Below are 21,201 nucleotides of genomic sequence, written 5' to 3'. Positions count from 1 at the left end.
CGCAGAGGACGCAGAGCCGCTTACGCGGACACAGAGAACACAAAGGGGTAATACACGTCTCTGTGCTCTCTGTGTTTAATCGTTATCCTAAACTTTCCCCATTAACAAGGGTGTAAGATTACCACGATATAAGATATGTAAATAATACAATGGACGAGACAAAGCTACGTATAGTAACTTTGCATCGAAGTTATTATTCTTAAACTCCTTATCCGATGCATTGCACATAATGACACCATCAAATTCTAATCCTTTGGCTAAGCCAACTGGAAGAATCGAAATACCGCCTTGATAAGAAAGGGTATCACTGGTGATTAAATGCAGATCCTCCTGATCCATTCCCTTTTCCCTAAGTGCATTGTATAAGGAAATGCTGCTACTTTCTAATTTAGTAATAATCCCGATGGATTTACAGTCTCTCTCTTTAAATTCTTTTATGGCATCTTCTACCGCCGCCACAGTCTCATCCTCTGTTTTTACCTCTTGGTATACTGGATCTTTGCCTATTTCATATACGGGAATAGCAGCGGAATGCCCTTTGGGCATAACCTTATTAAAGCATTCGACAATTTCTCGTGCAGAGCGATAGCTATAGTTAACTTCACGATAGACAGATTTTACATCAGCAAATACTTCTTTCATCAATACTTGCCAGCTCTCAATACTCCGGTAAGAGGTAATTCCTTGGGATATATCTCCCATAATCGTAAAGGAGCTATTTTTAGATAATAGCTTGAGTATCATAAATTCTAAGGCATTTAAATCCTGCGCTTCATCCACCACAATATGTTCATATTTCGTTATATGATTCCAGCCGCTCACCAAGTAGGTCAGATAACAAAGAGGTGCTAAGTCTTCTCTTTCGACTTTTCCCTCCTGCAAAATCCCTAAAGAATACTCTGTAATAAAAGGAATATCATAGTTCTTCTTCTTAAACGGTTTAAAAATACTTTTATTACTAAAGACTTCAATATAGGAAGCTATAATATCATCACAAGACCACTTTAAAAAGTGACTAGCTAGAAATTGCGTTGCTTGTTTTGTGTATTGTTCATAGATCTTGTCAGTACTACCTACTTTACGCTGTTGTTCGATTTCTAATACTTCGAGAAAATTCCTCAACCTAAATTGAATATAACCAGTTAAGGTCTTTACTCTTTCGTTATAAGGAGTACTCGACGTACTGCCTTCCATGAATTTCTCAATCTGCTGTTCTTTTGTAATGAGAAGTTTATCATCAAACAGACGGATTTCTTTCAATTTTACACAAAATTTTTCTATCTTTTTCTCGATCCATGCCTCTAAAACTTGCATAAATTCTAGAGAGCCTTTTACTTTCGCAACGGCTCCTAACTGTTCCCGCCTACTATCTTGTACCTTACTTTCCAAAAAGAGTTGGGCTTTTTCATCCTGCTTAATAGAAAAGGTGGTTTGAGTAATTTCGGTTACTACATCCGCAAAAGTTAATTGTCTAACATCATCTGCATCAATCTCTGGCAGTAATTCACAAATATAATCAAGAAATAATTTATTAGGAGCTATGACCATCATCTTTTGTGGGTCTAATTTTTCATTATATAAAAGATAGGATAATCGATGGAGGCCAATTGTACTCTTCCCCGATCCTGCCACTCCTTGAATGATAATAATTTGATGTAAGGTTTCGCGGATAATTTTATTTTGTTCTGCCCGAATGGATGTAACAATATCCTTTAACTTATTGCTAGTACCTTGTAGTAAGCGTTCCGTTAAAAAGGGATCAGCAAGTAAAGCCTCCTTTTGACGGGAAGCCAGTTGATCAAAAATATAATCATCAGATATCTTTTCTAATATACCTCGGACAATTTTATATTGCCGTTTTAAATTCACATCGCCACTATAATGATAACGATCTAATACGTCATAACTGGCTCTTCCATCTTGACACTCATAAAAGATAGTGGCCACAGGATCCCGCCAGTCAAAAACTAATATATCTTGTATTGTAAGAATATCTAACCGAGTAATTTTTACTCGGCCAATATAAAAACTCTCATATTTTTCTGTATCGTCTTCCCTGAAATCAACCCGACCAAAATAGGGACTGTCCAAAGATTCTTGTATATCATAAATTTTTTCCCCATCATCATTCTTCATCATAGAATGAACATAGGTGCTAATTTTATCTTTATGTTCTAATGATATACGCATCTGCTGCGTTCGTTTCTCAATATCTGCTTCTAATGAAGAGATAATTTCATTCATTTCACGCAATGTCTTCTCTAAGTGCTCTTTTTCTAATGCATAATCTGGATGGTCTTTAACCATATAACCTCCTGCCCTTTCGGCTAAAAGTACAGAGTTTATTATCTATATGTTTTTATTGTAACTAGAATTCCGATGACTAAACATAGTATTCCATAAGCCCACCAGTCTCTACCTTCGATCTGTAATTCTTTCATCCGAGTCCGTTGATCTCCCCCCCGATAACATCGAGCTTCCATAGCTGTCGCTAATTCATCGGCACGCCGAAAAGCACTGATAAATAAGGGCACTAATAAGGGTATCATATTGCGAGCACGCCGCACTATATTTCCCGAAGAAAAATCAGCCCCCCTGGCCATTTGGGCTTTCATAATGCGATCCGTCTCTTCAAGTAATGTAGGAATAAAGCGTAGAGCAATGGTCATCATCATTGCTAATTCATGTGCGGGAAGTCCTATTTTCTTGAAAGGTTTGAGCAATCTTTCAATGCCATCTGTCAAAGCAATAGGAGATGTCGTAAACGTTAATAAAGAAGATACCATAATTAAAAAAACAAGCCGCATGGTCATAAGAATCCCCTGCCGTACTCCTTCATGCGTCACCGCTAGGGGGCCCATGGTATATAATACATTTCCTGGTGTCGTAAAAATATGAATAAGTAAGGTCAGTACAATAATCATCCATAATGGCTTTAATGAACGCAGCATCATGGTAAGAGGTATGTTTGCGGATAATATTATGACCCCAACAAAAACAGCTAGTATAGAATATGCCTGATAATTATCGGCCAAAAAAATACTGCTAATAAATAATAAGGTACTAATAATTTTAGTTCGAGGATCTAATAAGTGTATGAAAGAAGCTCCTGGAAAGTATTGCCCTAACATAATATCTTTCAACAAATTAACCCCTCCTCACGGCATTATATACACTGTCTGCTGCAACATCCATTGTTATTGCAGTCGCATCAACAGGTAGACCATGCTGCCTAAATTTATTCATAAGTATGGTAAGAGGAGGTACATCAACACCTGCTTCTTGCAACTCTGCCTGGCAGTCAGAGAAAATATCTTTAGGCGATCCATCTAAACTAATTTCCCCATCCTTCATTACCAAAAGACGACTCGCCATCCGTGCCACATCTTCCATATTGTGTGAAACTAATACAACAGTAATTCCTGTAGCCTGGGATAGATTGATAATCTGACTAAAAATCTCATCACGTCCCCTTGGATCAAGGCCTGCTGATGGTTCATCTAATATTAGGTATTGTGGTTCTAAAGCAACAACTCCAGCAATAGCTACACGTCTCATTTGACCGCCACTTAACTGAAAAGGGGTACGCTTAGCAAACTTATCAAAATCAAGACCGACAAAGGAAAGGGCCTTTTTCACCCGCTCATCGATTTCCTCTTCTGGTATGCCAAGATTACGCGGGCCAAAAGCAATGTCTTCATATACGGTTTCTTCAAATAATTGGTGCTCAGGGTATTGAAATACCATGCCTACACTGCGTTTAGCTTGCCCTGCTGCTGGTCCTTTACTATGAATATTTTCCCCATCAATACTAACTGTACCTGATGTAGGTTTTAATAAACCATTTAAATGCTGTACGAGTGTTGATTTGCCTGATCCAGTATGACCAATAATCGCTACAAATTCGCCTCGTTTTATTTCTAAATTTATTTTTTTAATTGCTGTTTTTTCATAAGGAGTTTTTGACATATACACATACGTCACATCTTGTAATTTTATGGACATACAGCCACCACCAATGCCTCGTCTGTTATCACTGTCTCTGGAATCCTTATACCACGTTGCCTTAGATGGTAAGAGAGTTCTGCTGCTACAGGCACATCTAGACCTAATTCCTTTAAGAGAGTTACTTGACTAAATACGTCTTTGGGAGTACCTTCCATAACAACTTTTCCCTGTCCCATGACAATGACTCTGTCAGCGGCTACTGCTTCTTCCATGAAATGAGTAATGTATACGATTGTTATTTTCTGCTCACGATGCAGTCTTAATACTGTGGATAATACTTCCCGTCTCCCCTGAGGGTCTAGCATAGCTGTTGGTTCATCTAATACCAAACAGTTAGAACGCATGGCAAGCACACCAGCAATCGCCACACGTTGTTTTTGACCTCCAGATAACAAATGAGGACTATGATTACGATACTCTTCCATACCTACGTCTCTTAAGGCTTCAGCTACTCGAATACGAATTTCAGCTGGTTCTACCCCTAAGTTTTCGGGACCAAATGCAACATCTTCTTCTACTATCGTAGCTACAATTTGATTATCCGGATTTTGAAACACCATACCAACTGCCTGTCTAATTTTCCAAACATGGTCAGGGTCGATAGTAGTTAGCCCATTTACTATACATTGTCCCTCTGTAGGAACTAAAAGTGCATTGAAATGTTTCGCTAAAGTCGATTTACCTGAACCATTTGTGCCAATAATGGCGACAAATTCGCCCTTAGCAATTGATACGTTTATATGATCAAGTGCCTGTACTTGTTCACCTTCATGGCTAGCATAGGTATGGCACATATCTTTCACTGTTATAAACTCTCCCATATCGTTCCCCTTTATATCGAAATGATAGTGAAATCACTTCAAATTCTCTAAGACATAGAACGTTTTGAACCGCAGAGGCGCAGAGAACGCTGAGAATACAAAATATAATTAACCCCAAAAATCAGAAAACACTATCGAATAGATTCGTTCTGTGTTCTCTGTACCTCTGTGGTTCAATCATTTTGTCCCCCATCGCTCTATCCTCAAAAAATATATACACTTTCACTTAGAAATAAAGGCGGCCCGTAAAGGCCGCCTTTTCCCTATAAACCACAATAACCAGGCGACGAGGCCAAGTATATGCCTTTGTCACCTGGCCCAATTGCAAACGTTAGACCAGTTCCAATATTACCATTGGTGCTGCATCTCCACGACGCGGTCCCAATTTCATAATACGGGTATAACCGCCTTGACGCGTAGCATATTTAGGGGCAATTATGTCAAACAATTTTGTAACTACTTCTTCATCCATGAGGCTTGATAACACTTGACGGCGAGCATGTAAGTCACCGCGCTTAGCCAAAGTAATCATCTTTTCAGCAAGACCGTTGATTTCTTTTGCTTTTGCTTCTGTTGTTTCAATACGCTCGTTTGCAAAGAAGGAAGTCAAGATGCTGCGAAACAACGCTTTACGTGCGCTAGAGTCTCGTCCTAACTTTCTATAGCCCATTTTCTTCCCTCCCTTTATTCTTCCTCTTCGCTAAGTCCAAGACCTAGCTCGATTAATTTTTTCTTTACTTCTTCCATCGATTTACGACCAAGGTTACGAACCTTCATCATGTCATCTTCGGATTTTTGCACTAAATCTGCTACAGAATTAATTCCTGCCCGCTTTAAGCAGTTGTAAGAACGTACAGATAGATCCAAATCTTCAATGGTCATATCCATAATTTTGGAATTGCCCTCTTCTACCACTTCGGTAAAAGTGCCATCCATACTATCTTCCTCAGGAATAATACCTGCTAAGTTTTGAAATAGCTTCAAATGAGCTACCATAATACTAGCAGATTTGCTAACAGCCTCTTCCGGACGAATACTTCCGTCGGTCCATACTTCCAGCGTTAATTTATCATAATCAGTGACGTTCCCGACACGAGTATCTGTGATCTGATAATTAACTCTCTGAATAGGTGAAAATATGGAGTCAATAGGAATAATACCAATCACATGATCTGGTTTTTTGTTCTTGTCGCCAGGAACATAGCCACGACCACGTTCTACGGTTATTTCCATTTTAAGAGAACCGCTTGCATCAACGGTTGCCAAATGCAATTCTGGATTTAGAACTTCAATATCTGGGTCAGCAATAATATCACCTGCTGTAACTTCCCCTTCAGTTAAACATTCAATCCTCAATGTCTTTGGTTCGTCGCTGTACATTTTTAAGCGCAATGTTTTCAAATTCAGGATAATGTCGGTAACGTCTTCCCGAACACCAGGGATAGTAGAAAACTCATGAAGAACACCCTCAATTTTGACGGCTGTAATTGCGGCCCCCTGCAGGGAGGACAGCAATATACGACGCAAACTGTTGCCAAGTGTTGTACCATAACCACGTTCAAGTGGCTCGCAGACGAACTTGCCATAACGGCTGTCTTCACTAAGCTCTACTATTTCAATCTTCGGTTTTTCGATTTCGATCATTTGGAAAAACCCTCCTCTTTGCGTACAATTAAGTTACGCCATACCCACGGTTGAGGGCATACATTCGGACTTTTTTCAAAAAGCATACCTTGATTATCTAGAGTACAATTCGACAATCAGATGCTCTTGAATTGGAGTATCAATTTCCTCACGAGTGGGGTAACGCAATACTGTTCCATTCATTACATCTTGAGTTGGTCTTTCCAACCAAGGCGCCACTGTTTTGTGAGCAAGAGATTCTGTAATTTCTTTAATTAATGGTGATTCTTTGCTGCTTTCGCGTACTGCAATTACATCACCTGGTTTAATTAAATAAGATGGAATATCTACTCTCTTTCCATTAACAGTGAAATGTCTGTGGCGAACCAATTGTCTAGCTTGCGTACGGCTTGCTGCGAAACCAAGACGATATACCACATTATCCAATCTTCTTTCAAGTAATACTAGTAAGTTTTCACCAGTAATACCTTTTTGACGATCAGCTTTGTCAAAATAAGAACGGAATTGAGTTTCCAAAATACCATAAACACGACGTGCTTTTTGTTTTTCTCTCAATTGAATTCCATATTCTGAAACTTTTTTACGTGTTTGGCCTTGGCCATGTTGACCAGGTGCATACGCACGTTTAGCTATTGAACATTTGTCCGTATAGCATCTTTCGCCTTTTAGATATAATTTTGTGCCTTCACGACGGCATTGTCTACAAACAGGTCCTGTATATCTAGCCATGTATATTTAACACCTCCCGAAACTTCTTATACTCTTCTACGCTTAGGTGGACGACATCCATTATGAGGTACAGGCGTACAATCTTTAATAGAACTTACTTCTAAACCAGATGCCTGTAGTGATCTAATGGCTGCTTCCCGACCTGAGCCAGGTCCTTTTACAAAAACTTCAACTTGTTTAAGTCCATGTTCCATTGCAGCTTTAGCAGCTGTTTCTGCTGCCATTTGTGCAGCAAATGGAGTGCTTTTACGTGAACCTCTAAATCCAAGTCCACCCGCACTAGCCCAAGACAAAACATTACCCTTTGTATCGGAAATAGTCACAATTGTATTATTGAAAGTAGAACGAATATGTGCTTGACCATGCTCAATATTTTTACGTTCTTTTCTTTTTGGTCTAATAGCTTTCTTAGCAACCAATCTTTATCCCTCCTCTACGCTTTTTTCTTTTTCGCTCCAACAGTCCGTTTTGGACCTTTGCGAGTACGGGCATTCGTCTTAGTACGTTGACCACGTACAGGAAGACCCATACGATGACGTTTACCACGATAGCAGCCGATTTCAATCAGACGCTTAATGTTAAGTGACTGCTCACGACGCAAGTCGCCTTCAACTCTAAGGTTTTTATCAATAGCATCACGTAATTTGACAACCTCTTCTTCGGTTAAGTCACGAGTACGTGTGTCAGGATTAATCCCAGTAAGTGCCAAGATATCCTTTGAAGTTTTAAGACCGATACCATAAATATATGTTAAAGATATTTCGATTCTTTTATCACGTGGTAAATCTATTCCGGCAATACGTGCCATCTATAGTACACCTCCTATCCTTGCTTTTGTTTATGTTTAGGATTTTCACAAATCACCATTACATGTCCATTACGTTTAATTACCTTGCATTTTTCACAAATGGGTTTGACCGACGGTCTCACTTTCATTTGCCAGTCCTCCTTTTCATATATTCACGAACTCGCGCTATCGATTGATACCGAAGCACTTACCTTACGAATCCGCTATTTGAAACGGTAGGTAATACGGCCACGCTTTAAGTCATAAGGCGTAAGCTCTACAGTTACTCTATCCCCAGGTAAAATCCGGATAAAGTTCATGCGGATCTTACCTGATACATGCGCCAATACGACATGCTCATTTTCCAGTTTGACCTGGAACATAGCATTAGGCAAGGCTTCGACAACCGTACCTTCAACCTCAATTACATCTTGCTTGGACACGAGATATCCCTCCTAGTCCGCTTATCACAGATTATCTGGCTTGTATAAAACCTGAATGGCTTGGCGGATTTCTTCGTCTGTAATTTTCATTCCAGATTGAAGTTTTTCCGCCAGACCTTTGGCAATCGATTTAAGAACATTAACATGCCGGATGTTTTTTTGTTTGGGATTAGCTATTTTTCGTTCTCTACCGTTAACCAGTGAGAGAATTTTATTATTTTTAATCCCAACTACAAGATAAACTTGCATTTGGTCACGTCCGGCAACACTAGTAACAAGTTGCCCCATTGATATATTCACGACTGACACCAGAGCTGCCCCCTATAACTTAGTTAGAATCTCCGGCTTACCATCCGTGATAGCAATTGAATGTTCAAAATGCGCTGAGCGCTTGCCGTCAAGAGTTACAACCGTCCAACCGTCGTCAAGTGTCTTTACTTCATATGTGCCCAGATTGACCATCGGCTCTATGGCCAAGGTCATACCAGCCTTTAATCGTGGACCACGGCCAGGAGCGCCATAATTTGGCACTTGAGGATCTTCATGCATACTCCGTCCAATGCCATGCCCAACATAATCACGCACTACACCAAATCCATGTTGTTCTGCGTGAACCTGAACGGCATGGGAAATGTCGCTTAGACGATTGCCTATGACGGCTTGTTCAATACCCTTATACAAAGACTCTTCTGTAACATCCAAAAGCTTTTGCACTTCAGCATCTACTTCACCAACAGGCACTGTAATCGCGGCATCACCATTGTATCCATTTATTACCGCTCCAATATCAATACTAACATTATCTCCAGTTTTTAACTTTCTTAATCCTGGAATGCCATGTACTACTTCTTCATTTATTGAAGAACAAATGTTTCCTGCAAAACCATGGTATCCCTTAAAAGCAGGGATAGCATCACGGCTTTTAATATATTTTTCGGCGATCTGATCCAGATCTAGCGTAGTAACTCCGGGCTTAACAGCTTTTTTAACTTCAGCTAGTGTTTCAGCCACTATCTTACCTGCATCACGCAAGTAATTGATTTCCCGCTCTGATTTAAGGATGATCATACCTACTCGCCCCTCAAGCTGCGAACTATATCAGAAAATACCTTATCGATCGCTTGACGTCCATCAATTTCGCTATAAAGACCTTTGTCTTGATAGTATTCAATTAATGGCTTCGTCTGACCGTTATATACGGATAAACGCTTTGTAACCGTTTCTTCCGTATCATCAGCACGTTGATATAATTCACCATCGCATTTATCACATTTACCGTCAACTGTAGAAGGATTAAATAATACATGGAAGGTAGCGCCACAACCTTTGCAGATACGACGCCCTGTCATGCGACTAATTAAATCTTCCGTAGGAACAGTGATGTTTACTACACGATCTAGTTTTATTCCGAGTTCAACCAGTGTACCATCTAAAGCGTTCGCTTGTTCAATTGTACGCGGGAACCCATCTAGAATAAAACCTTTATGACAATCGGGTTTAGCCAGTCTTTCTTTTACTATCCCAATAGTGATACTATCAGGTACTAGTTGCCCAGCATCCATACAAGCTTTCGCTTGTTTGCCAAGTTCAGTTCCTTCCTTTACAGCAGCACGAAACATATCGCCTGTTGATATGTGGGGGACTTGAAACTCTGCAACTAATTCAGCCGCCTGTGTACCTTTACCAGCCCCAGGCGGTCCCATTAACAGGATATACATGCGAAGCGACCTCCCTACTTCATAAAGCCTTGATAGTGACGCATTAGAACAATGGCCTCTATTTGCTTCATTGTGTCAAGTGCCACGCCTACCACAATTAAAAGGGCGGTACCGCCAAAATTTAACCCTGGAATATTTGTCACAGCTGCAATAAAGTTGGGCAGTATGGCAATACCTGCAAGAAACACTGAACCTGCAAGGGTGATTCTGGTCATGACTCGATCCAAATAATCAGCAGTCGGTTTACCCGGGCGCAGTCCTGGAATAAAACCACCGTATTTTTTCATGTTCTCTGCCATATCCGATATGTTCAAAGTAACCGCAGTATAGAAATACGTGAAGAAAATAATGAGTAGCGCATACAATGTTGTTTGTAGCGGCGTACCCCACGCAAACCAGCCTGCCACGGTTTTTACCCAGGGAATATCAACAAACTGGGCAATAGTTACTGGAAACATCAGCACGGATGACGCAAAGATTATTGGTATAACTCCCGCCTGATTTACTTTCAGCGGAATGTGAGTAGAGTGACCACCATAGGTTTTACGACCAACTACTCGTTTAGCATATTGTACCGGAATTCTTCGTTGACCTTGTGTAATGGCAATTACCAAAACAATCATGGCCACAGCAATAATTACGAATAACAATACATTGAAGAGATTAATGGTACCTGCGGCAAGATATTGATATAACATATACAAACCATCAGGTAATCTTGATACAATCCCGGCAAAGATAATTAGCGAAATGCCATTACCAATACCTTTTTCAGTAATTTGCTCTCCAAGCCACATTAGGAAAGTAGTTCCTGCTGTAAGTGTCAATGCAATCAATATCGTAGAAGCAATGCCTGGATTAATAATTGCGGCTTTCAGTCCAATTGCCATACCAATTGCCTGAATAAATCCTAGAAGAACGGTGCCGTAACGAGTAATTTGTGTTAACTTTTTACGACCTTCCTCGCCCTCTTTAGACCATTGTTCAAAGGTTGGAACAACAACAGTTATCAGCTGCATAATAATAGAAGCATTAATATAGGGTGTAATACTCATTGCAAAGATAGAAAACTTACTCAATGCTCCACCAGAAAACAAATCTAGTAAACCAAACAGGTTACCACTAGAAAACATTTGTTCAATAACAGAAACATCTACTCCAGGAACTGGAATATGCGTTCCAGCTCTGAATACTAAAAACATGGCTAGGGTAAAAACTACCTTTTGTCTAAGCTCAGTGATCTTTAGTATATTGGACAGAGCAGAAAGCACTTAGACCACCTCAACTTTTCCGCCAGCTGCTATAATTTTTTCTTCAGCTGACTTAGTGAAGCCGTTAGCAATAACAGTAAGTGATTTTGTCAGTTCGCCGTTACCCAAGATACGTACGCCGTCACGAACATTTTTCAATACACCAGTTTCAACTAAAGCTACAGGGTCAACAACTGAACCATTTTCAAAACGATTCAAGTCAGAAATATTTACTTCTGCATAATCTTTTGCAAATTTGTTGTAAAAACCGCGTTTTGGCAATCTACGGTAAAGAGGCATTTGACCGCCTTCAAAACCAGGACGAGTACCGCCGCCAGCGCGAGAATTCTGACCTTTATGACCTTTACCCGATGTTTTGCCAAGACCTGAACCCAAGCCGCGACCAACACGAGTGCGCACTTTCTTTGAACCAGGCGTAGGTGCTAATTCATGCAATTTCATTATTAGCGCCTCCTCTCTAATTAGTCTTGTATTTCTTCAACCGTAACTAAATGCTCCACTTTGCGAACCATGCCGCGGATAACTGGAGTATCTTGTTGCATTACGAAAGTATTTGTTTTCTTAAGCCCCAGAGCCTTTACAGTAGCTCGTTGATCTTCTGGTCTGCCGATCAGGCTTCTGGTAAGAGTGATTTTGAGTGTTGCCATTATAATTCCTCCTTAACCCAAAAGTTCCTGAACGGTTTTACCGCGAAGTGCGGCTACTTCTTCAGCACGTTTCAATTGCTTCAAACCGGTTAAAGTAGCACGTACCATGTTATTAGCATTAGAAGAACCAAGGGATTTAGTTAAGATATCATGAATCCCGGCAAGTTCAAGTACCGCACGTGCTGGACCACCAGCAATAACACCAGTACCTTCTGATGCAGGTTTCATAAATACTTTACCAGCGCCGAATACACCTACAATTTGATGAGGAATAGTGGTGCCTACTAAAGGAACATTAATTAAGTTCTTTTTAGCATCTTCCACACCTTTTCTGATTGCTTCAGGCACTTCACCAGCTTTACCTAAGCCAGCTCCAACGTGACCATTTTCGTCACCAACAACAACTAGCGCACTAAAGGAAAAACGGCGACCGCCTTTTACTACTTTAGCAACCCTGTTTATGAATACAACTTTCTCTTTTAAATCGAGAGTTGTGTAATCAATTCTGGACATTCATTTACCTCCTTTTGCTTAAAATTCCAGCCCTGCTTCACGCGCTGCTTGGGCCAAAGCTGCTACTCTACCATGATAAATATAACCACCACGGTCAAATACCACTTTGTTAATACCTTTTGCTAATGCACGTGTTGCAACTGCTGCACCTACTGCCTTAGCTGCTTCTGTATTACCGCCATATGTTAGGCCTAAATCTTTATCCATAGTACTAGCCGCTACCAAAGTAGTACCAGTAACATCATCAATAACTTGAGCATAAATATGACTTAAGCTACGAAACACATTTAAACGTGGTCTTGCTGCAGTACCTGAAACAAGTTTACGTACACGTAAATGTCGTTTTTGCCTAGCCTCATTCTTAATTCCTTTACGAAGCAAAGTGGTCACTCCTTTCGCTTAAAATCTACTTCTTACCTTTACCGCCTGCTTTACCTACTTTACGGCGAACAACTTCACCTTCATAACGAACGCCTTTACCTTTATAAGGTTCAGGTTGTCTATACTTACGGATTTTAGCTGCTAACGCGCCAACATCTTCTTTATTAATACCAGAAACAACAATTTTGTTTGGAGCAGGAACTTCTAGAGACATGCCAGTAGGAGGCTCAACTTCTAAAGGATGAGAGAAACCTAATGTTAATGCTACTTTGTTACCTACTTTTGCTGCTCTGTAACCAACGCCAACAATTTCAAGAGTTTTTGTGAAACCTTGAGTAACACCAGTTACCATGTTGGACAATAAGGTACGAGTCAAACCATGCAATGATCTATGTTGTTTTTCATCTGAAGGCCTTTTTACAACAAGGGTATTGTCTTCTAGTTCCAATATCATATCTTTATGAATGGCACGAGTCAATTCGCCTTTAGGGCCTTTTACAGATACCAAATTGCCTTCGCCAATCGTAACAGTTACGCCGGCAGGAATAGCAATCGGCATTCTACCGATTCTTGACATATGTGCACCTCCTTAACTACAAAAATTACCAGACGAAAGCTAATACTTCGCCACCAAGTCCATCGCGGCGAGCTTGCTTATCAGTCATAATTCCCTTAGAAGTTGAAATAATTGCAACTCCTAGGCCACCCAATACGCGGGGCATTTGATCTTTTCTTGCATATACACGCAATCCAGGTTTTGAAATACGTTTAATGCCAGTAATTACCTTTTCACGATTAGGTCCATATTTTAAACTTGCTCTTAGCACACCTTGTTTATCATCTTTAACAATTTCAAAATCCTTAATAAAGCCTTCTGCTTTTAGAACTTGAGCAATCGCTTGCTTAATTTTTGAAGCAGGAATTTCTACTTTATCATGATAAACCGAGTTTGCATTACGAATACGAGTAAGCATATCTGCAATTGGATCGGTCATTACCATTTAACATTACCTCCTTCCTGTAATCTACCAGCTAGCCTTAGTTATCCCAGGAATGACACCTTTATAGCTCAATTCCCTAAAACAAATACGGCACATTTCAAATTTACGTAAGTAACCATGTGGACGACCGCAGACCTTACATCTATTGTGCTTACGCACGCTAAACTTAGGTTCGAGCTTCCATTTTTCAATTAATGCTTTCTTGGCCACGAGTGTCCCTCCTTTTACGCACTGAACGGCATGCCCATAAGCTTTAACAGTTCGCGTGCCTCTTCATCCGTTTTCGCAGTGGTTACGATAATAATATCCATACCACGAACTTTATCCACTTTGTCATACTCAATTTCAGGGAATATTAATTGTTCTTTAATCCCCATAGAATAGTTACCACGACCATCAAAAGATTTTGGGCTAACGCCGCGGAAATCGCGAACACGTGGTAATGCAATGTTTAATAGTTTATCTAAAAACTCATACATACGTTGCCCACGCAGGGTAACTTTAGCGCCGATTGGCATACCTTCACGGACTTTAAATGCAGCAATTGATTTTTTTGCACGAGTTACTACTGGTTTTTGACCGGCAATAATCGTCATATCATTGATTGCAACATCTAGGACTTTAGGATTGCTAACTGCTTCTCCTACGCCCATATTTAAAACCACTTTTTCAATTTTAGGAATTTCCATAATGTTTTTGTAACCAAATTTTTCCATTAACGCTTTGGCTACTTCATCACTATACTTTTCTTTCATTCTGGACAAGTGTAGTTACCTCCTTTCTGCGTGATTATTTATCAATAACTTCGCCACATTTTTTACAAGTACGAACGAATGCTCCACTTGCAAGAGACGTTTTTTTAATGCGTGTTGGTTTATCGCAAGCAGGGCACACCAGCATAACTTTTGCTGAATGTAACGGAGCTTCTTTTACGATAATTCCGCCTTGAGGCAAGTTTTGTGAAGGTTTTGTATGACGTTTTACTGTATTAAGACCTTCCACTACAACTTTACTCTTTTTCGGCAATGCTTGGATTACTTTGCCTGATTTTCCTTTATCTTTACCAGACAAAATAACAATTTTATCGCCTTTTTTGACGTGTAATTTTTTCGCTTCTGACATTCCGGATACCTCCTAACTTAGATTACTTCCGGCGCCAGCGAGATAATCTTCATAAAATCTTTCTCACGCAGTTCTCTCGCTACTGGCCCAAATATACGAGTCCCTCTAGGGCTTTTATCTTCCTTAATAATAACTGCGGCATTCTCATCAAAGCGGATGTAAGAACCATCAGGGCGACGTAAGCCTTTTCTTGAACGAACTACTACGGCTTTTACTACATCACCTTTTTTAACTGCACCGCCTGGAGAAGCAGCTTTTACTGCTGCAACAATAACATCACCAATGTTAGCATATCTACGGTAAGAACCGCCTAATGCCCTGATGCACATGATTTGTTTCGCACCGCTGTTATCAGCAACATTAAGGATTGTTTGTTGTTGAATCATCCTGTTCCCTCCTTATCGAGGTTAGAGGTCCGAGGTTCAATTTTTCGAACTGCGAACTCCAAACCTCACTTATTTAGCTCTTTCAATAACTTCCACAACTCTCCAGCGCTTATCTTTAGACAGCGGACGAGTTTCCATGATCTCTACAATATCGCCAATATGACTATCATTGTTTTCATCATGAGCTTTAAATTTAACAGTCTTCTTTATTGATTTCTTATAAAGAGGATGTTGTTCCAAACGTTCAATAGCTACAACGATGGTTTTATCCATTTTATCGCTAATTACTTTACCTATTTTAACCTTACGGTCATTTCTTTCACTCACGTCCAATTAGCCTCCTTCCGTTCTTACTTACTATTAACGGCTTTATTACTTAAGAACGTTTATTAGAACGCTACGCTTGTTTCATTTCTTGTTCGCGCTGAATTGTCTTAACTCTAGCAATACTCTTTTTAACTTCTTTAATCCGCATAGGATTTTCCAACTGACCAGTAGCTAGTTGAAATCTGAGGTTAAATAATTCTTCTTTAAGTACAGCTATTTTCTGGTTAAGTTCAGTTGCGTTCATTTCACGGAAATCTTTAACCTTCATGTACTTCACCACCCACTTCTTCTTGCGGTTCAGCAACAGCTTCCCGTTTAACAAACTTTGTTTTAATAGGAAGTTTATGAGCAGCTAAGCGCATAGCTTCTTTAGCCACTTCTTCGCTAACGCCATCCATTTCAAACATTACACGACCTGGTTTAACGACTGCTACCCAGTATTCGGTTGAACCTTTACCACTACCCATACGAGTTTCAGCAGGTTTTGCTGTAATCGGTTTATCTGGGAATATTTTAATCCAAACTTTACCGCCACGTTTAATGTAGCGAGTCATTGCAATACGAGCAGCCTCAATTTGACGGTTAGTAATCCAAGCTGGTTCTAACGCTGCCAAACCGAACTCGCCATGACTTACGGTATTGCCTCTTTGGGCTTTACCTTTCATACGACCACGGAATTGTTTACGATGTTTCACTCTTTTTGGCAGTAGCATTATTTTTCGCTCCCTTCAACAGCGGCAGCGGCTTTTTTTACTTCTGGCAAAATTTCGCCTTTATAAATCCATACTTTTACGCCAATTAAGCCATAAGTAGTATGAGCTTCAGCTGTACCATAGTCAATGTCAGCTCTAAGAGTGTGAAGAGGAATACTACCTTCGCGGGCAGCTTCACTTCTAGCAATCTCAGCGCCGCCTAAACGACCGCCACACATTACTTTAATACCTTTTGCGCCCATACGCATAGTGCGTTGGATCGATTGCTTCATAGCACGGCGGAAAGCAATACGTCTTTCCAATTGAGCTGCAATATTTTCTGCAACCAATTGAGCATCCATATCTGGTTGTCTAACTTCCGCAATGTTTATATCAACCTGCTTACCAGTAAGCGTTTTTAAGTTCTTTTTCAATTCTTCAATACCGGCGCCACCACGACCAATGATCATACCAGGTTTTGCAGTATGAATAACAACTTTAACACGGTTAGCAGCTCGTTCAATAACTACTTTGGATATACCAGCGGTGAAAGCTTTTGTTTTGATAAATTTACGAATTTTAATATCTTCATGCAAATTATCAGCAAAATCTTTACCAGCATACCACTTAGCATCCCAAGTCTTAATGATCCCAAGGCGTAACCCATGAGGATGAATTTTTTGACCCACTTTGTTTCCCTCCTTCGCTAGTTATCTTTCGTTTACAACAACTGTTACATGACTGCTGCGTTTTAAAATTTTAAAAGCTTGCCCACGTGACCGCGGATGAATACGTTTTAATGTAGGTCCTTGGTCAACATACGCTGCAGAAACGTAAAGTTTGTCGGAATTCATATCAAAATTGTGTTCTGCGTTTGCAATCGCCGATTGGAGTACTTTTAATAATACTTCAGATCCAACTTTTGGCGTATTTTTTAAGATTGCATAAGCTTCACCAATGTTTTTACCACGAATCAAGTCAATAACAACTCGAATTTTACGTGGAGCAATGCGAATGTGTCTTGCAATTGCTTTAGCTTCCATATACTAACCCCCTTCCAGTAACTTTCACCACATTACCGTAATGATGTGGATTTTTCCGAACCAGAATGCCCTTTATATGTGCGAGTAGGTGCAAACTCACCTAGTTTGTGACCTACCATATCTTCAGTAACATAGACAGGTACGTGTTTACGTCCATCATGTACTGCAACGGTATGTCCGACAAAATTAGGAAGAATGGTAGAACTACGCGACCAGGTCTTAATAACTTTCTTTTCACCAGCTGCATTCATTGCATCAATTTTCTTCATCACACTCGGATGAACATAAGGTCCCTTTTTAATTGATCTGGACACTTGATTAGCCTCCCTTCTCTATCCAGTTAGCCCGTAAACTCAGGCTTTAATTACTTCGTACGTCTTTTAACAATCATCTTATTCGATGTTTTATTACGACGAGTTTTAACACCATAAGCATGTTTACCCCAAGGTGTAACAGGATGTTTACGTCCAACTGGGGAATGACCTTCACCACCACCATGTGGATGATCAATCGGATTCATCGCAACACCACGGTTAGCAGGACGAATGCCAAGCCAACGAGAACGACCAGCTTTACCAATTGTAATATTTTCATGTTCCAAGTTACCCACTTGGCCAATGGTTGCTTTACAATTAATATGCACTTTACGTTGTTCACCAGATGGTAATCTTAAAAGTGCATGCTCGCCTTCTTTTGCCATGAGCTGTGCAGATGCACCAGCAGAACGAACCATTTGTCCGCCTTTGCCGATTTTAAGTTCGATATTATGAAGTTGAGTACCTACAGGAATATTTCTGATTGGTAACGCATTACCTACTTTAATATCCGCTTCAGGACCACTCATAACTTTATCGTCAACTTTTAGGCCATTAGGAGCCAAAATGTAACGTTTTTCGCCGTCGGCATAGTGAAGTAGAGCGATGCGAGCAGAACGATTAGGATCATACTCGATAGTAGCTACTTTCGCTACGATTCCGTCTTTATTACGTTTAAAATCAATAATTCTATACAGGCGTTTATGGCCGCCGCCTTGATGTCTAACAGTCATACGACCTTGGTTATTACGGCCAGCATGTTGTTGTAGACGCTCAACTAGCGAACGCTCTGGTTTATCTGCGGTAATTTCTTCAAAATTAGACGCAGTCATAAATCTTCGGCTTGGAGTATAAGGTTTAAAGCTTTTTACTGCCATTGTTGCCCCTCCTTCTTAATAAATTTCAGATTACACACCTTCAAAGAATTCTATATTCTGACCAGGAGCCAGTTTTACAATTGCTTTCTTGTAATCTGGACGCTTACCTTGTGTCTTGCCCATACGTTTGGTTTTACCCATCACACGAACGGTGTGCACAGCTAGTACTTTTACTTTGAAAATTTGTTCTACTGCTTGACGTATTTCAACTTTATTAACTCTCAATGGTACAACGAAAGTATATTTGTTTTCTTCCATCATAGCAGTGGTTTTCTCAGTAACAAGCGGACGAATAAGTACATCGCGCAAATTTTGCATTAGGCTAGCACCTCCTCAATACGGGTGATTGCATCTTTAGTAACAAACACTTTGTCATGATACAAAAGATCGTATACATTTAAACTACTAGCAGCGGGAATTGCTTTAACGCCAGGAATATTTCGTGCTGACTTTTCAACATTTTCCAACATTTCACCAGTAATGATTAAGTTCTTCTTGTTTGTAGTATTAAAACTACTCAACATGTCGATTACATTTTTAGTTTTTGGTGCATCAAAAGCAATGCTGTCTACTACTACCAATTCTCCATCTTGAAGTTTTGCAGTTAAAGCAGATTTAATTGCTAGACGACGTTGTTTCCTTGGCATGCTGAATGCATAAGAGCGAGGTTGCGGACCAAATGTAGTACCACCACCTACCCAAATTGGGGAACGGGTACTACCAGCGCGCGCACGACCTGTGCCCTTTTGTTTCCAAGGTTTTCTACCACCGCCACGTACTAGACCTCTAGTTTTCGTTGCAGCTGTACCTAAACGTTGACTAGCAAGCTGCATTACTACAGCTTGGTGTAGTACAGATTCATTAACTTCAACACCAAAAACGCTATCATTTAATTCCATTTCACCGGTTTTTGCTCCAGTGATATCATATACTGCTACTTTCGGCATATAGCACATCCTCCTTTCGTGGTTCGAGGTTCGAGATTTGAAGCGAGCTTTACTAACCACAAACCAGCGAACCCGCGAGATTATTTTTTAGGTTTTACAGTATTCTTAATCATCATAAAGCTACCTTTAGGACCAGGAATACCGCCTTTTATCAAAATCAAATTCCGTTCAGCATCTACTCTAACAACAGTTAAGCGCTGTATCGTAACCTTTTGATTACCCATGCGACCAGGTAATTTTTTGCCTTTGAATACTTTACCGCCGCCGCCGCTCATCCTAGGTCCCATAGAACCTGGCTCGCGATGTGATTTAGAACCATGGGCCATAGGTCCACGTCTAAAGTTCCAACGTTTGATAACACCAGCAAAACCTTTACCTTTTGCAGTACCAGTAACATCAACTATATCGCCTTCTGCGAATATATCTACGCCAATTTCTTGACCAACAGTATATTCAGACGCTTCAGCTAATCTAATTTCGCGAATAAGCTTAACAGGTTTAACGCCTGCTTTGGCAAAATGACCTTTCATTGGGCTAGTAACGCTTTTATCTTTAACAGTGCCAAAACCCAATTGCACCGCATTATAGCCATCATTTTCAACAGTTTTATTTTGTAACACGACACTGTTACCTGCTTCTATTACAGTTACAGGAACCATTTTACCATCTGGAGTAAAAATTTGTGTCATACCAAGTTTTTTACCTAAAATTCCTTTAGCCATTATTACACCTCCTCCTACAGCTTGATTTCAATGTCAACACCAGCCGGAAGATCCAGACGCATTAACGCATCAACGGTCTTGGAAGTCGGCTCAAGAATGTCAATCAGACGTTTGTGGGTACGCATTTCAAATTGTTCCCGGGAATCCTTATTGACATGTGGTGAACGCAAGACAGTGAAAATATTTTTCTCCGTAGGAAGTGGAATTGGCCCGGAAACCATAGCACCTGTTCTTTTTGCAGTGTCCACTATTTTTACCGCACTTTGATCAAGTGCTTTATGATCATACGCTTTAAGACGAATTCTGATTTTTTGTTGTTTAGCCATTGTATTTCCTCCTTATCGCCCAGTTTCTAGAACGGACATTCTCCGTGAAAATTCCCCCTGCAGTTTGCAGGCAACCTTTCACGTCATCGCATACTTATAGAATAAAAACCAGTTTTATTGGGGCGACTGACTATAGCCGCCCCAATAAGTTCATTACGCTTCAATCGCAGTTACTACGCCAGCGCCAACAGTACGGCCACCTTCGCGAATCGCGAAACGTAAACCTTCTTCAATTGCAATTGGAGTAATTAGCTCAATTGACATTTGAATGTTGTCACCAGGCATTACCATTTCTACACCTTCTGGCAAATGTACTACACCAGTAACATCTGTTGTACGGAAGTAGAATTGTGGACGGTAGTTTGTAAAGAATGGAGTATGACGGCCGCCTTCTTCTTTAGACAACACGTATACTTCAGCTTTGTATTTTGTGTGAGGTTTAATTGTACCAGGCTTAGCCAATACTTGACCGCGCTCGATA

The 21,201-nt window shown here is 40.2% G+C and carries 37 protein-coding genes; all 37 read right to left on the bottom strand.

The features are described 5' to 3' along the window. Positions 1–87: 87 nt before the first annotated feature. Positions 88–2,307, bottom strand: a complete 2,220-nt coding sequence (locus QSJ81_RS23665) for a HelD family protein (RefSeq protein ID WP_285719788.1) — start codon at positions 2,305–2,307, stop codon at positions 88–90. A 38-nt stretch (positions 2,308–2,345) separates the two neighbouring features. Further along, on the bottom strand, positions 2,346–3,146 hold the full coding sequence (locus QSJ81_RS23660) for an energy-coupling factor transporter transmembrane component T family protein (RefSeq protein ID WP_285719787.1): 801 nt from the start codon (positions 3,144–3,146) through the stop codon (positions 2,346–2,348). 1 nt (position 3,147) lies between these two features. Then, positions 3,148–4,005 (bottom strand): energy-coupling factor transporter ATPase, encoded by an 858-nt coding sequence (locus tag QSJ81_RS23655; RefSeq protein ID WP_285719786.1) that lies wholly within the window; start codon positions 4,003–4,005, stop codon positions 3,148–3,150. Then, the gene (locus QSJ81_RS23650) at positions 3,996–4,829 is read right to left on the bottom strand and encodes an energy-coupling factor transporter ATPase (RefSeq protein WP_285719785.1); all 834 of its coding nucleotides are present in this window, start codon (positions 4,827–4,829) and stop codon (positions 3,996–3,998) included. Before QSJ81_RS23650 ends, QSJ81_RS23655 begins: the two co-directional genes overlap by 10 nt. 331 nt (positions 4,830–5,160) lie before the next feature. Continuing rightward, complete coding sequence (gene rplQ, locus QSJ81_RS23645; RefSeq protein ID WP_038667803.1) at positions 5,161–5,499, bottom strand: 50S ribosomal protein L17; 339 nt, start codon at positions 5,497–5,499, stop codon at positions 5,161–5,163. A 14-nt stretch (positions 5,500–5,513) separates the two neighbouring features. Then, positions 5,514–6,473 (bottom strand): DNA-directed RNA polymerase subunit alpha, encoded by a 960-nt coding sequence (locus QSJ81_RS23640; protein ID WP_285719784.1) that lies wholly within the window; start codon positions 6,471–6,473, stop codon positions 5,514–5,516. A gap of 93 nt (positions 6,474–6,566) precedes the next feature. Next, positions 6,567–7,202, bottom strand: a complete 636-nt coding sequence (gene rpsD / locus QSJ81_RS23635) for a 30S ribosomal protein S4 (protein WP_038667797.1) — start codon at positions 7,200–7,202, stop codon at positions 6,567–6,569. 26 nt (positions 7,203–7,228) lie between these two features. Next, positions 7,229–7,621 (bottom strand): 30S ribosomal protein S11, encoded by a 393-nt coding sequence (rpsK, locus tag QSJ81_RS23630; RefSeq protein ID WP_007937671.1) that lies wholly within the window; start codon positions 7,619–7,621, stop codon positions 7,229–7,231. Between the two features lie 14 nt (positions 7,622–7,635). After that, the gene (gene rpsM, locus QSJ81_RS23625; RefSeq protein ID WP_285719783.1) at positions 7,636–8,010 is read right to left on the bottom strand and encodes a 30S ribosomal protein S13; all 375 of its coding nucleotides are present in this window, start codon (positions 8,008–8,010) and stop codon (positions 7,636–7,638) included. A 14-nt stretch (positions 8,011–8,024) separates the two neighbouring features. Then, entirely contained in the window at positions 8,025–8,138 is a 114-nt protein-coding gene (gene rpmJ, locus QSJ81_RS23620) for a 50S ribosomal protein L36 (protein ID WP_007937679.1), read from the bottom strand. Between the two features lie 75 nt (positions 8,139–8,213). Then, a complete protein-coding gene (gene infA / locus QSJ81_RS23615; RefSeq protein WP_007937682.1) occupies positions 8,214–8,432 on the bottom strand; it encodes a translation initiation factor IF-1 in 219 nt (72 codons plus the stop codon). A 24-nt stretch (positions 8,433–8,456) separates the two neighbouring features. Then, positions 8,457–8,741 carry a KOW domain-containing RNA-binding protein gene (locus QSJ81_RS23610; RefSeq protein ID WP_038667791.1) on the bottom strand — a complete coding sequence of 95 codons (285 nt, stop codon included), beginning with the start codon at positions 8,739–8,741 and terminating at the stop codon, positions 8,457–8,459. Positions 8,742–8,753: 12 nt separating this feature from the next. Next, a complete protein-coding gene (gene map / locus QSJ81_RS23605) occupies positions 8,754–9,500 on the bottom strand; it encodes a type I methionyl aminopeptidase (RefSeq protein ID WP_285719782.1) in 747 nt (248 codons plus the stop codon). Between the two features lie 2 nt (positions 9,501–9,502). After that, on the bottom strand, positions 9,503–10,150 hold the full coding sequence (locus QSJ81_RS23600) for an adenylate kinase (RefSeq protein ID WP_285719781.1): 648 nt from the start codon (positions 10,148–10,150) through the stop codon (positions 9,503–9,505). 14 nt (positions 10,151–10,164) lie between these two features. Next, positions 10,165–11,421 (bottom strand): preprotein translocase subunit SecY, encoded by a 1,257-nt coding sequence (secY, locus tag QSJ81_RS23595; RefSeq protein ID WP_285719780.1) that lies wholly within the window; start codon positions 11,419–11,421, stop codon positions 10,165–10,167. Next, complete coding sequence (rplO, locus tag QSJ81_RS23590) at positions 11,422–11,862, bottom strand: 50S ribosomal protein L15 (protein ID WP_038667779.1); 441 nt, start codon at positions 11,860–11,862, stop codon at positions 11,422–11,424. Between the two features lie 20 nt (positions 11,863–11,882). Beyond that, a complete protein-coding gene (gene rpmD, locus QSJ81_RS23585) occupies positions 11,883–12,068 on the bottom strand; it encodes a 50S ribosomal protein L30 (protein WP_038667776.1) in 186 nt (61 codons plus the stop codon). A gap of 12 nt (positions 12,069–12,080) precedes the next feature. After that, positions 12,081–12,581, bottom strand: a complete 501-nt coding sequence (gene rpsE, locus QSJ81_RS23580) for a 30S ribosomal protein S5 (protein WP_285719779.1) — start codon at positions 12,579–12,581, stop codon at positions 12,081–12,083. A gap of 18 nt (positions 12,582–12,599) precedes the next feature. Next, positions 12,600–12,962 carry a 50S ribosomal protein L18 gene (gene rplR, locus QSJ81_RS23575; RefSeq protein WP_285719778.1) on the bottom strand — a complete coding sequence of 121 codons (363 nt, stop codon included), beginning with the start codon at positions 12,960–12,962 and terminating at the stop codon, positions 12,600–12,602. A 25-nt stretch (positions 12,963–12,987) separates the two neighbouring features. Beyond that, entirely contained in the window at positions 12,988–13,539 is a 552-nt protein-coding gene (gene rplF / locus QSJ81_RS23570) for a 50S ribosomal protein L6 (RefSeq protein ID WP_285719777.1), read from the bottom strand. A gap of 25 nt (positions 13,540–13,564) precedes the next feature. Next, positions 13,565–13,963 (bottom strand): 30S ribosomal protein S8, encoded by a 399-nt coding sequence (rpsH, locus tag QSJ81_RS23565; RefSeq protein ID WP_038667767.1) that lies wholly within the window; start codon positions 13,961–13,963, stop codon positions 13,565–13,567. Positions 13,964–13,987: 24 nt separating this feature from the next. After that, a complete protein-coding gene (locus QSJ81_RS23560) occupies positions 13,988–14,173 on the bottom strand; it encodes a type Z 30S ribosomal protein S14 (RefSeq protein WP_038667765.1) in 186 nt (61 codons plus the stop codon). Between the two features lie 14 nt (positions 14,174–14,187). Continuing rightward, a complete protein-coding gene (rplE, locus tag QSJ81_RS23555; protein WP_038667762.1) occupies positions 14,188–14,727 on the bottom strand; it encodes a 50S ribosomal protein L5 in 540 nt (179 codons plus the stop codon). Positions 14,728–14,752: 25 nt separating this feature from the next. Next, on the bottom strand, positions 14,753–15,085 hold the full coding sequence (gene rplX, locus QSJ81_RS23550; RefSeq protein WP_285719776.1) for a 50S ribosomal protein L24: 333 nt from the start codon (positions 15,083–15,085) through the stop codon (positions 14,753–14,755). Between the two features lie 17 nt (positions 15,086–15,102). Continuing rightward, positions 15,103–15,471 carry a 50S ribosomal protein L14 gene (gene rplN / locus QSJ81_RS23545; RefSeq protein ID WP_038667756.1) on the bottom strand — a complete coding sequence of 123 codons (369 nt, stop codon included), beginning with the start codon at positions 15,469–15,471 and terminating at the stop codon, positions 15,103–15,105. 69 nt (positions 15,472–15,540) lie between these two features. Beyond that, positions 15,541–15,798 carry a 30S ribosomal protein S17 gene (gene rpsQ, locus QSJ81_RS23540; protein WP_038667753.1) on the bottom strand — a complete coding sequence of 86 codons (258 nt, stop codon included), beginning with the start codon at positions 15,796–15,798 and terminating at the stop codon, positions 15,541–15,543. 70 nt (positions 15,799–15,868) lie between these two features. Beyond that, positions 15,869–16,066, bottom strand: coding sequence for a 50S ribosomal protein L29 (rpmC, locus tag QSJ81_RS23535; RefSeq protein ID WP_038667751.1), 198 nt, complete (start codon positions 16,064–16,066; stop codon positions 15,869–15,871). Then, entirely contained in the window at positions 16,056–16,511 is a 456-nt protein-coding gene (gene rplP, locus QSJ81_RS23530; protein ID WP_038667748.1) for a 50S ribosomal protein L16, read from the bottom strand. The genes rpmC and rplP overlap by 11 nt, the downstream gene beginning before the upstream one ends. Continuing rightward, complete coding sequence (gene rpsC / locus QSJ81_RS23525; RefSeq protein ID WP_038667744.1) at positions 16,511–17,179, bottom strand: 30S ribosomal protein S3; 669 nt, start codon at positions 17,177–17,179, stop codon at positions 16,511–16,513. The genes rplP and rpsC overlap by 1 nt, the downstream gene beginning before the upstream one ends. Before the next feature lie 21 nt (positions 17,180–17,200). After that, positions 17,201–17,533: a 50S ribosomal protein L22 gene (gene rplV / locus QSJ81_RS23520; RefSeq protein ID WP_285719775.1), complete on the bottom strand. Its 333-nt coding sequence runs from the start codon at positions 17,531–17,533 to the stop codon at positions 17,201–17,203. A 32-nt stretch (positions 17,534–17,565) separates the two neighbouring features. Continuing rightward, entirely contained in the window at positions 17,566–17,847 is a 282-nt protein-coding gene (gene rpsS / locus QSJ81_RS23515) for a 30S ribosomal protein S19 (protein ID WP_038667738.1), read from the bottom strand. A 50-nt stretch (positions 17,848–17,897) separates the two neighbouring features. Further along, the gene (gene rplB / locus QSJ81_RS23510) at positions 17,898–18,725 is read right to left on the bottom strand and encodes a 50S ribosomal protein L2 (protein WP_285719774.1); all 828 of its coding nucleotides are present in this window, start codon (positions 18,723–18,725) and stop codon (positions 17,898–17,900) included. Positions 18,726–18,755: 30 nt separating this feature from the next. Beyond that, on the bottom strand, positions 18,756–19,043 hold the full coding sequence (rplW, locus tag QSJ81_RS23505) for a 50S ribosomal protein L23 (protein ID WP_038667732.1): 288 nt from the start codon (positions 19,041–19,043) through the stop codon (positions 18,756–18,758). Beyond that, a complete protein-coding gene (gene rplD, locus QSJ81_RS23500; protein WP_285719773.1) occupies positions 19,043–19,672 on the bottom strand; it encodes a 50S ribosomal protein L4 in 630 nt (209 codons plus the stop codon). The genes rplW and rplD overlap by 1 nt, the downstream gene beginning before the upstream one ends. A gap of 80 nt (positions 19,673–19,752) precedes the next feature. After that, positions 19,753–20,394 carry a 50S ribosomal protein L3 gene (gene rplC / locus QSJ81_RS23495; RefSeq protein WP_285719772.1) on the bottom strand — a complete coding sequence of 214 codons (642 nt, stop codon included), beginning with the start codon at positions 20,392–20,394 and terminating at the stop codon, positions 19,753–19,755. Positions 20,395–20,408: 14 nt separating this feature from the next. Next, positions 20,409–20,720 carry a 30S ribosomal protein S10 gene (rpsJ, locus tag QSJ81_RS23490; protein ID WP_007937730.1) on the bottom strand — a complete coding sequence of 104 codons (312 nt, stop codon included), beginning with the start codon at positions 20,718–20,720 and terminating at the stop codon, positions 20,409–20,411. Between the two features lie 153 nt (positions 20,721–20,873). Beyond that, positions 20,874–21,201: EF-Tu C-terminal domain-related protein (locus QSJ81_RS23485; protein ID WP_502929681.1), on the bottom strand; the 328-nt coding region annotated here is incomplete at its 5' end.

It is taken from the genome of Pelosinus sp. IPA-1, from assembly GCF_030269905.1.
Classification (GTDB): domain Bacteria; phylum Bacillota; class Negativicutes; order DSM-13327; family DSM-13327; genus Pelosinus.
The sequence above is the reverse complement of the archived record's forward strand: the minus strand, read 5'-3'. Positions and strand labels throughout refer to the sequence as shown.

What these genes read in the sequence shown, in the direction of transcription:
- rplC (WP_285719772.1), bottom strand. Translation starts at nt 20,394, where the DNA reads ATGGCTAAAGGAATTTTAGGTAAAAAACTTGGTATGACACAAATTTTT.
- rpsH (WP_038667767.1), bottom strand. Translation starts at nt 13,963, where the DNA reads ATGGTAATGACCGATCCAATTGCAGATATGCTTACTCGTATTCGTAAT.
- rpsE (WP_285719779.1), bottom strand. Translation starts at nt 12,581, where the DNA reads ATGTCCAGAATTGATTACACAACTCTCGATTTAAAAGAGAAAGTTGTA.
- rpsD (WP_038667797.1), bottom strand. Translation starts at nt 7,202, where the DNA reads ATGGCTAGATATACAGGACCTGTTTGTAGACAATGCCGTCGTGAAGGC.
- QSJ81_RS23640 (WP_285719784.1), bottom strand. Translation starts at nt 6,473, where the DNA reads ATGATCGAAATCGAAAAACCGAAGATTGAAATAGTAGAGCTTAGTGAA.
- rplB (WP_285719774.1), bottom strand. Translation starts at nt 18,725, where the DNA reads ATGGCAGTAAAAAGCTTTAAACCTTATACTCCAAGCCGAAGATTTATG.
- rpsM (WP_285719783.1), bottom strand. Translation starts at nt 8,010, where the DNA reads ATGGCACGTATTGCCGGAATAGATTTACCACGTGATAAAAGAATCGAA.
- rpsJ (WP_007937730.1), bottom strand. Translation starts at nt 20,720, where the DNA reads ATGGCTAAACAACAAAAAATCAGAATTCGTCTTAAAGCGTATGATCAT.
- QSJ81_RS23600 (WP_285719781.1), bottom strand. Translation starts at nt 10,150, where the DNA reads ATGTATATCCTGTTAATGGGACCGCCTGGGGCTGGTAAAGGTACACAG.
- rpmC (WP_038667751.1), bottom strand. Translation starts at nt 16,066, where the DNA reads ATGAAGGTTAAAGATTTCCGTGAAATGAACGCAACTGAACTTAACCAG.
- rplX (WP_285719776.1), bottom strand. Translation starts at nt 15,085, where the DNA reads ATGTCAGAAGCGAAAAAATTACACGTCAAAAAAGGCGATAAAATTGTT.
- QSJ81_RS23650 (WP_285719785.1), bottom strand. Translation starts at nt 4,829, where the DNA reads ATGGGAGAGTTTATAACAGTGAAAGATATGTGCCATACCTATGCTAGC.
- rplD (WP_285719773.1), bottom strand. Translation starts at nt 19,672, where the DNA reads ATGCCGAAAGTAGCAGTATATGATATCACTGGAGCAAAAACCGGTGAA.
- rplF (WP_285719777.1), bottom strand. Translation starts at nt 13,539, where the DNA reads ATGTCAAGAATCGGTAGAATGCCGATTGCTATTCCTGCCGGCGTAACT.
- map (WP_285719782.1), bottom strand. Translation starts at nt 9,500, where the DNA reads ATGATCATCCTTAAATCAGAGCGGGAAATCAATTACTTGCGTGATGCA.
- QSJ81_RS23665 (WP_285719788.1), bottom strand. Translation starts at nt 2,307, where the DNA reads ATGGTTAAAGACCATCCAGATTATGCATTAGAAAAAGAGCACTTAGAG.
- QSJ81_RS23655 (WP_285719786.1), bottom strand. Translation starts at nt 4,005, where the DNA reads ATGTCCATAAAATTACAAGATGTGACGTATGTGTATATGTCAAAAACT.
- rpmD (WP_038667776.1), bottom strand. Translation starts at nt 12,068, where the DNA reads ATGGCAACACTCAAAATCACTCTTACCAGAAGCCTGATCGGCAGACCA.
- rpmJ (WP_007937679.1), bottom strand. Translation starts at nt 8,138, where the DNA reads ATGAAAGTGAGACCGTCGGTCAAACCCATTTGTGAAAAATGCAAGGTA.
- rplN (WP_038667756.1), bottom strand. Translation starts at nt 15,471, where the DNA reads ATGATTCAACAACAAACAATCCTTAATGTTGCTGATAACAGCGGTGCG.
- rplQ (WP_038667803.1), bottom strand. Translation starts at nt 5,499, where the DNA reads ATGGGCTATAGAAAGTTAGGACGAGACTCTAGCGCACGTAAAGCGTTG.
- rplV (WP_285719775.1), bottom strand. Translation starts at nt 17,533, where the DNA reads ATGGAAGCTAAAGCAATTGCAAGACACATTCGCATTGCTCCACGTAAA.
- rplW (WP_038667732.1), bottom strand. Translation starts at nt 19,043, where the DNA reads ATGCAAAATTTGCGCGATGTACTTATTCGTCCGCTTGTTACTGAGAAA.
- rplP (WP_038667748.1), bottom strand. Translation starts at nt 16,511, where the DNA reads ATGCTACTGCCAAAAAGAGTGAAACATCGTAAACAATTCCGTGGTCGT.
- rplO (WP_038667779.1), bottom strand. Translation starts at nt 11,862, where the DNA reads ATGAAATTGCATGAATTAGCACCTACGCCTGGTTCAAAGAAAGTGCGC.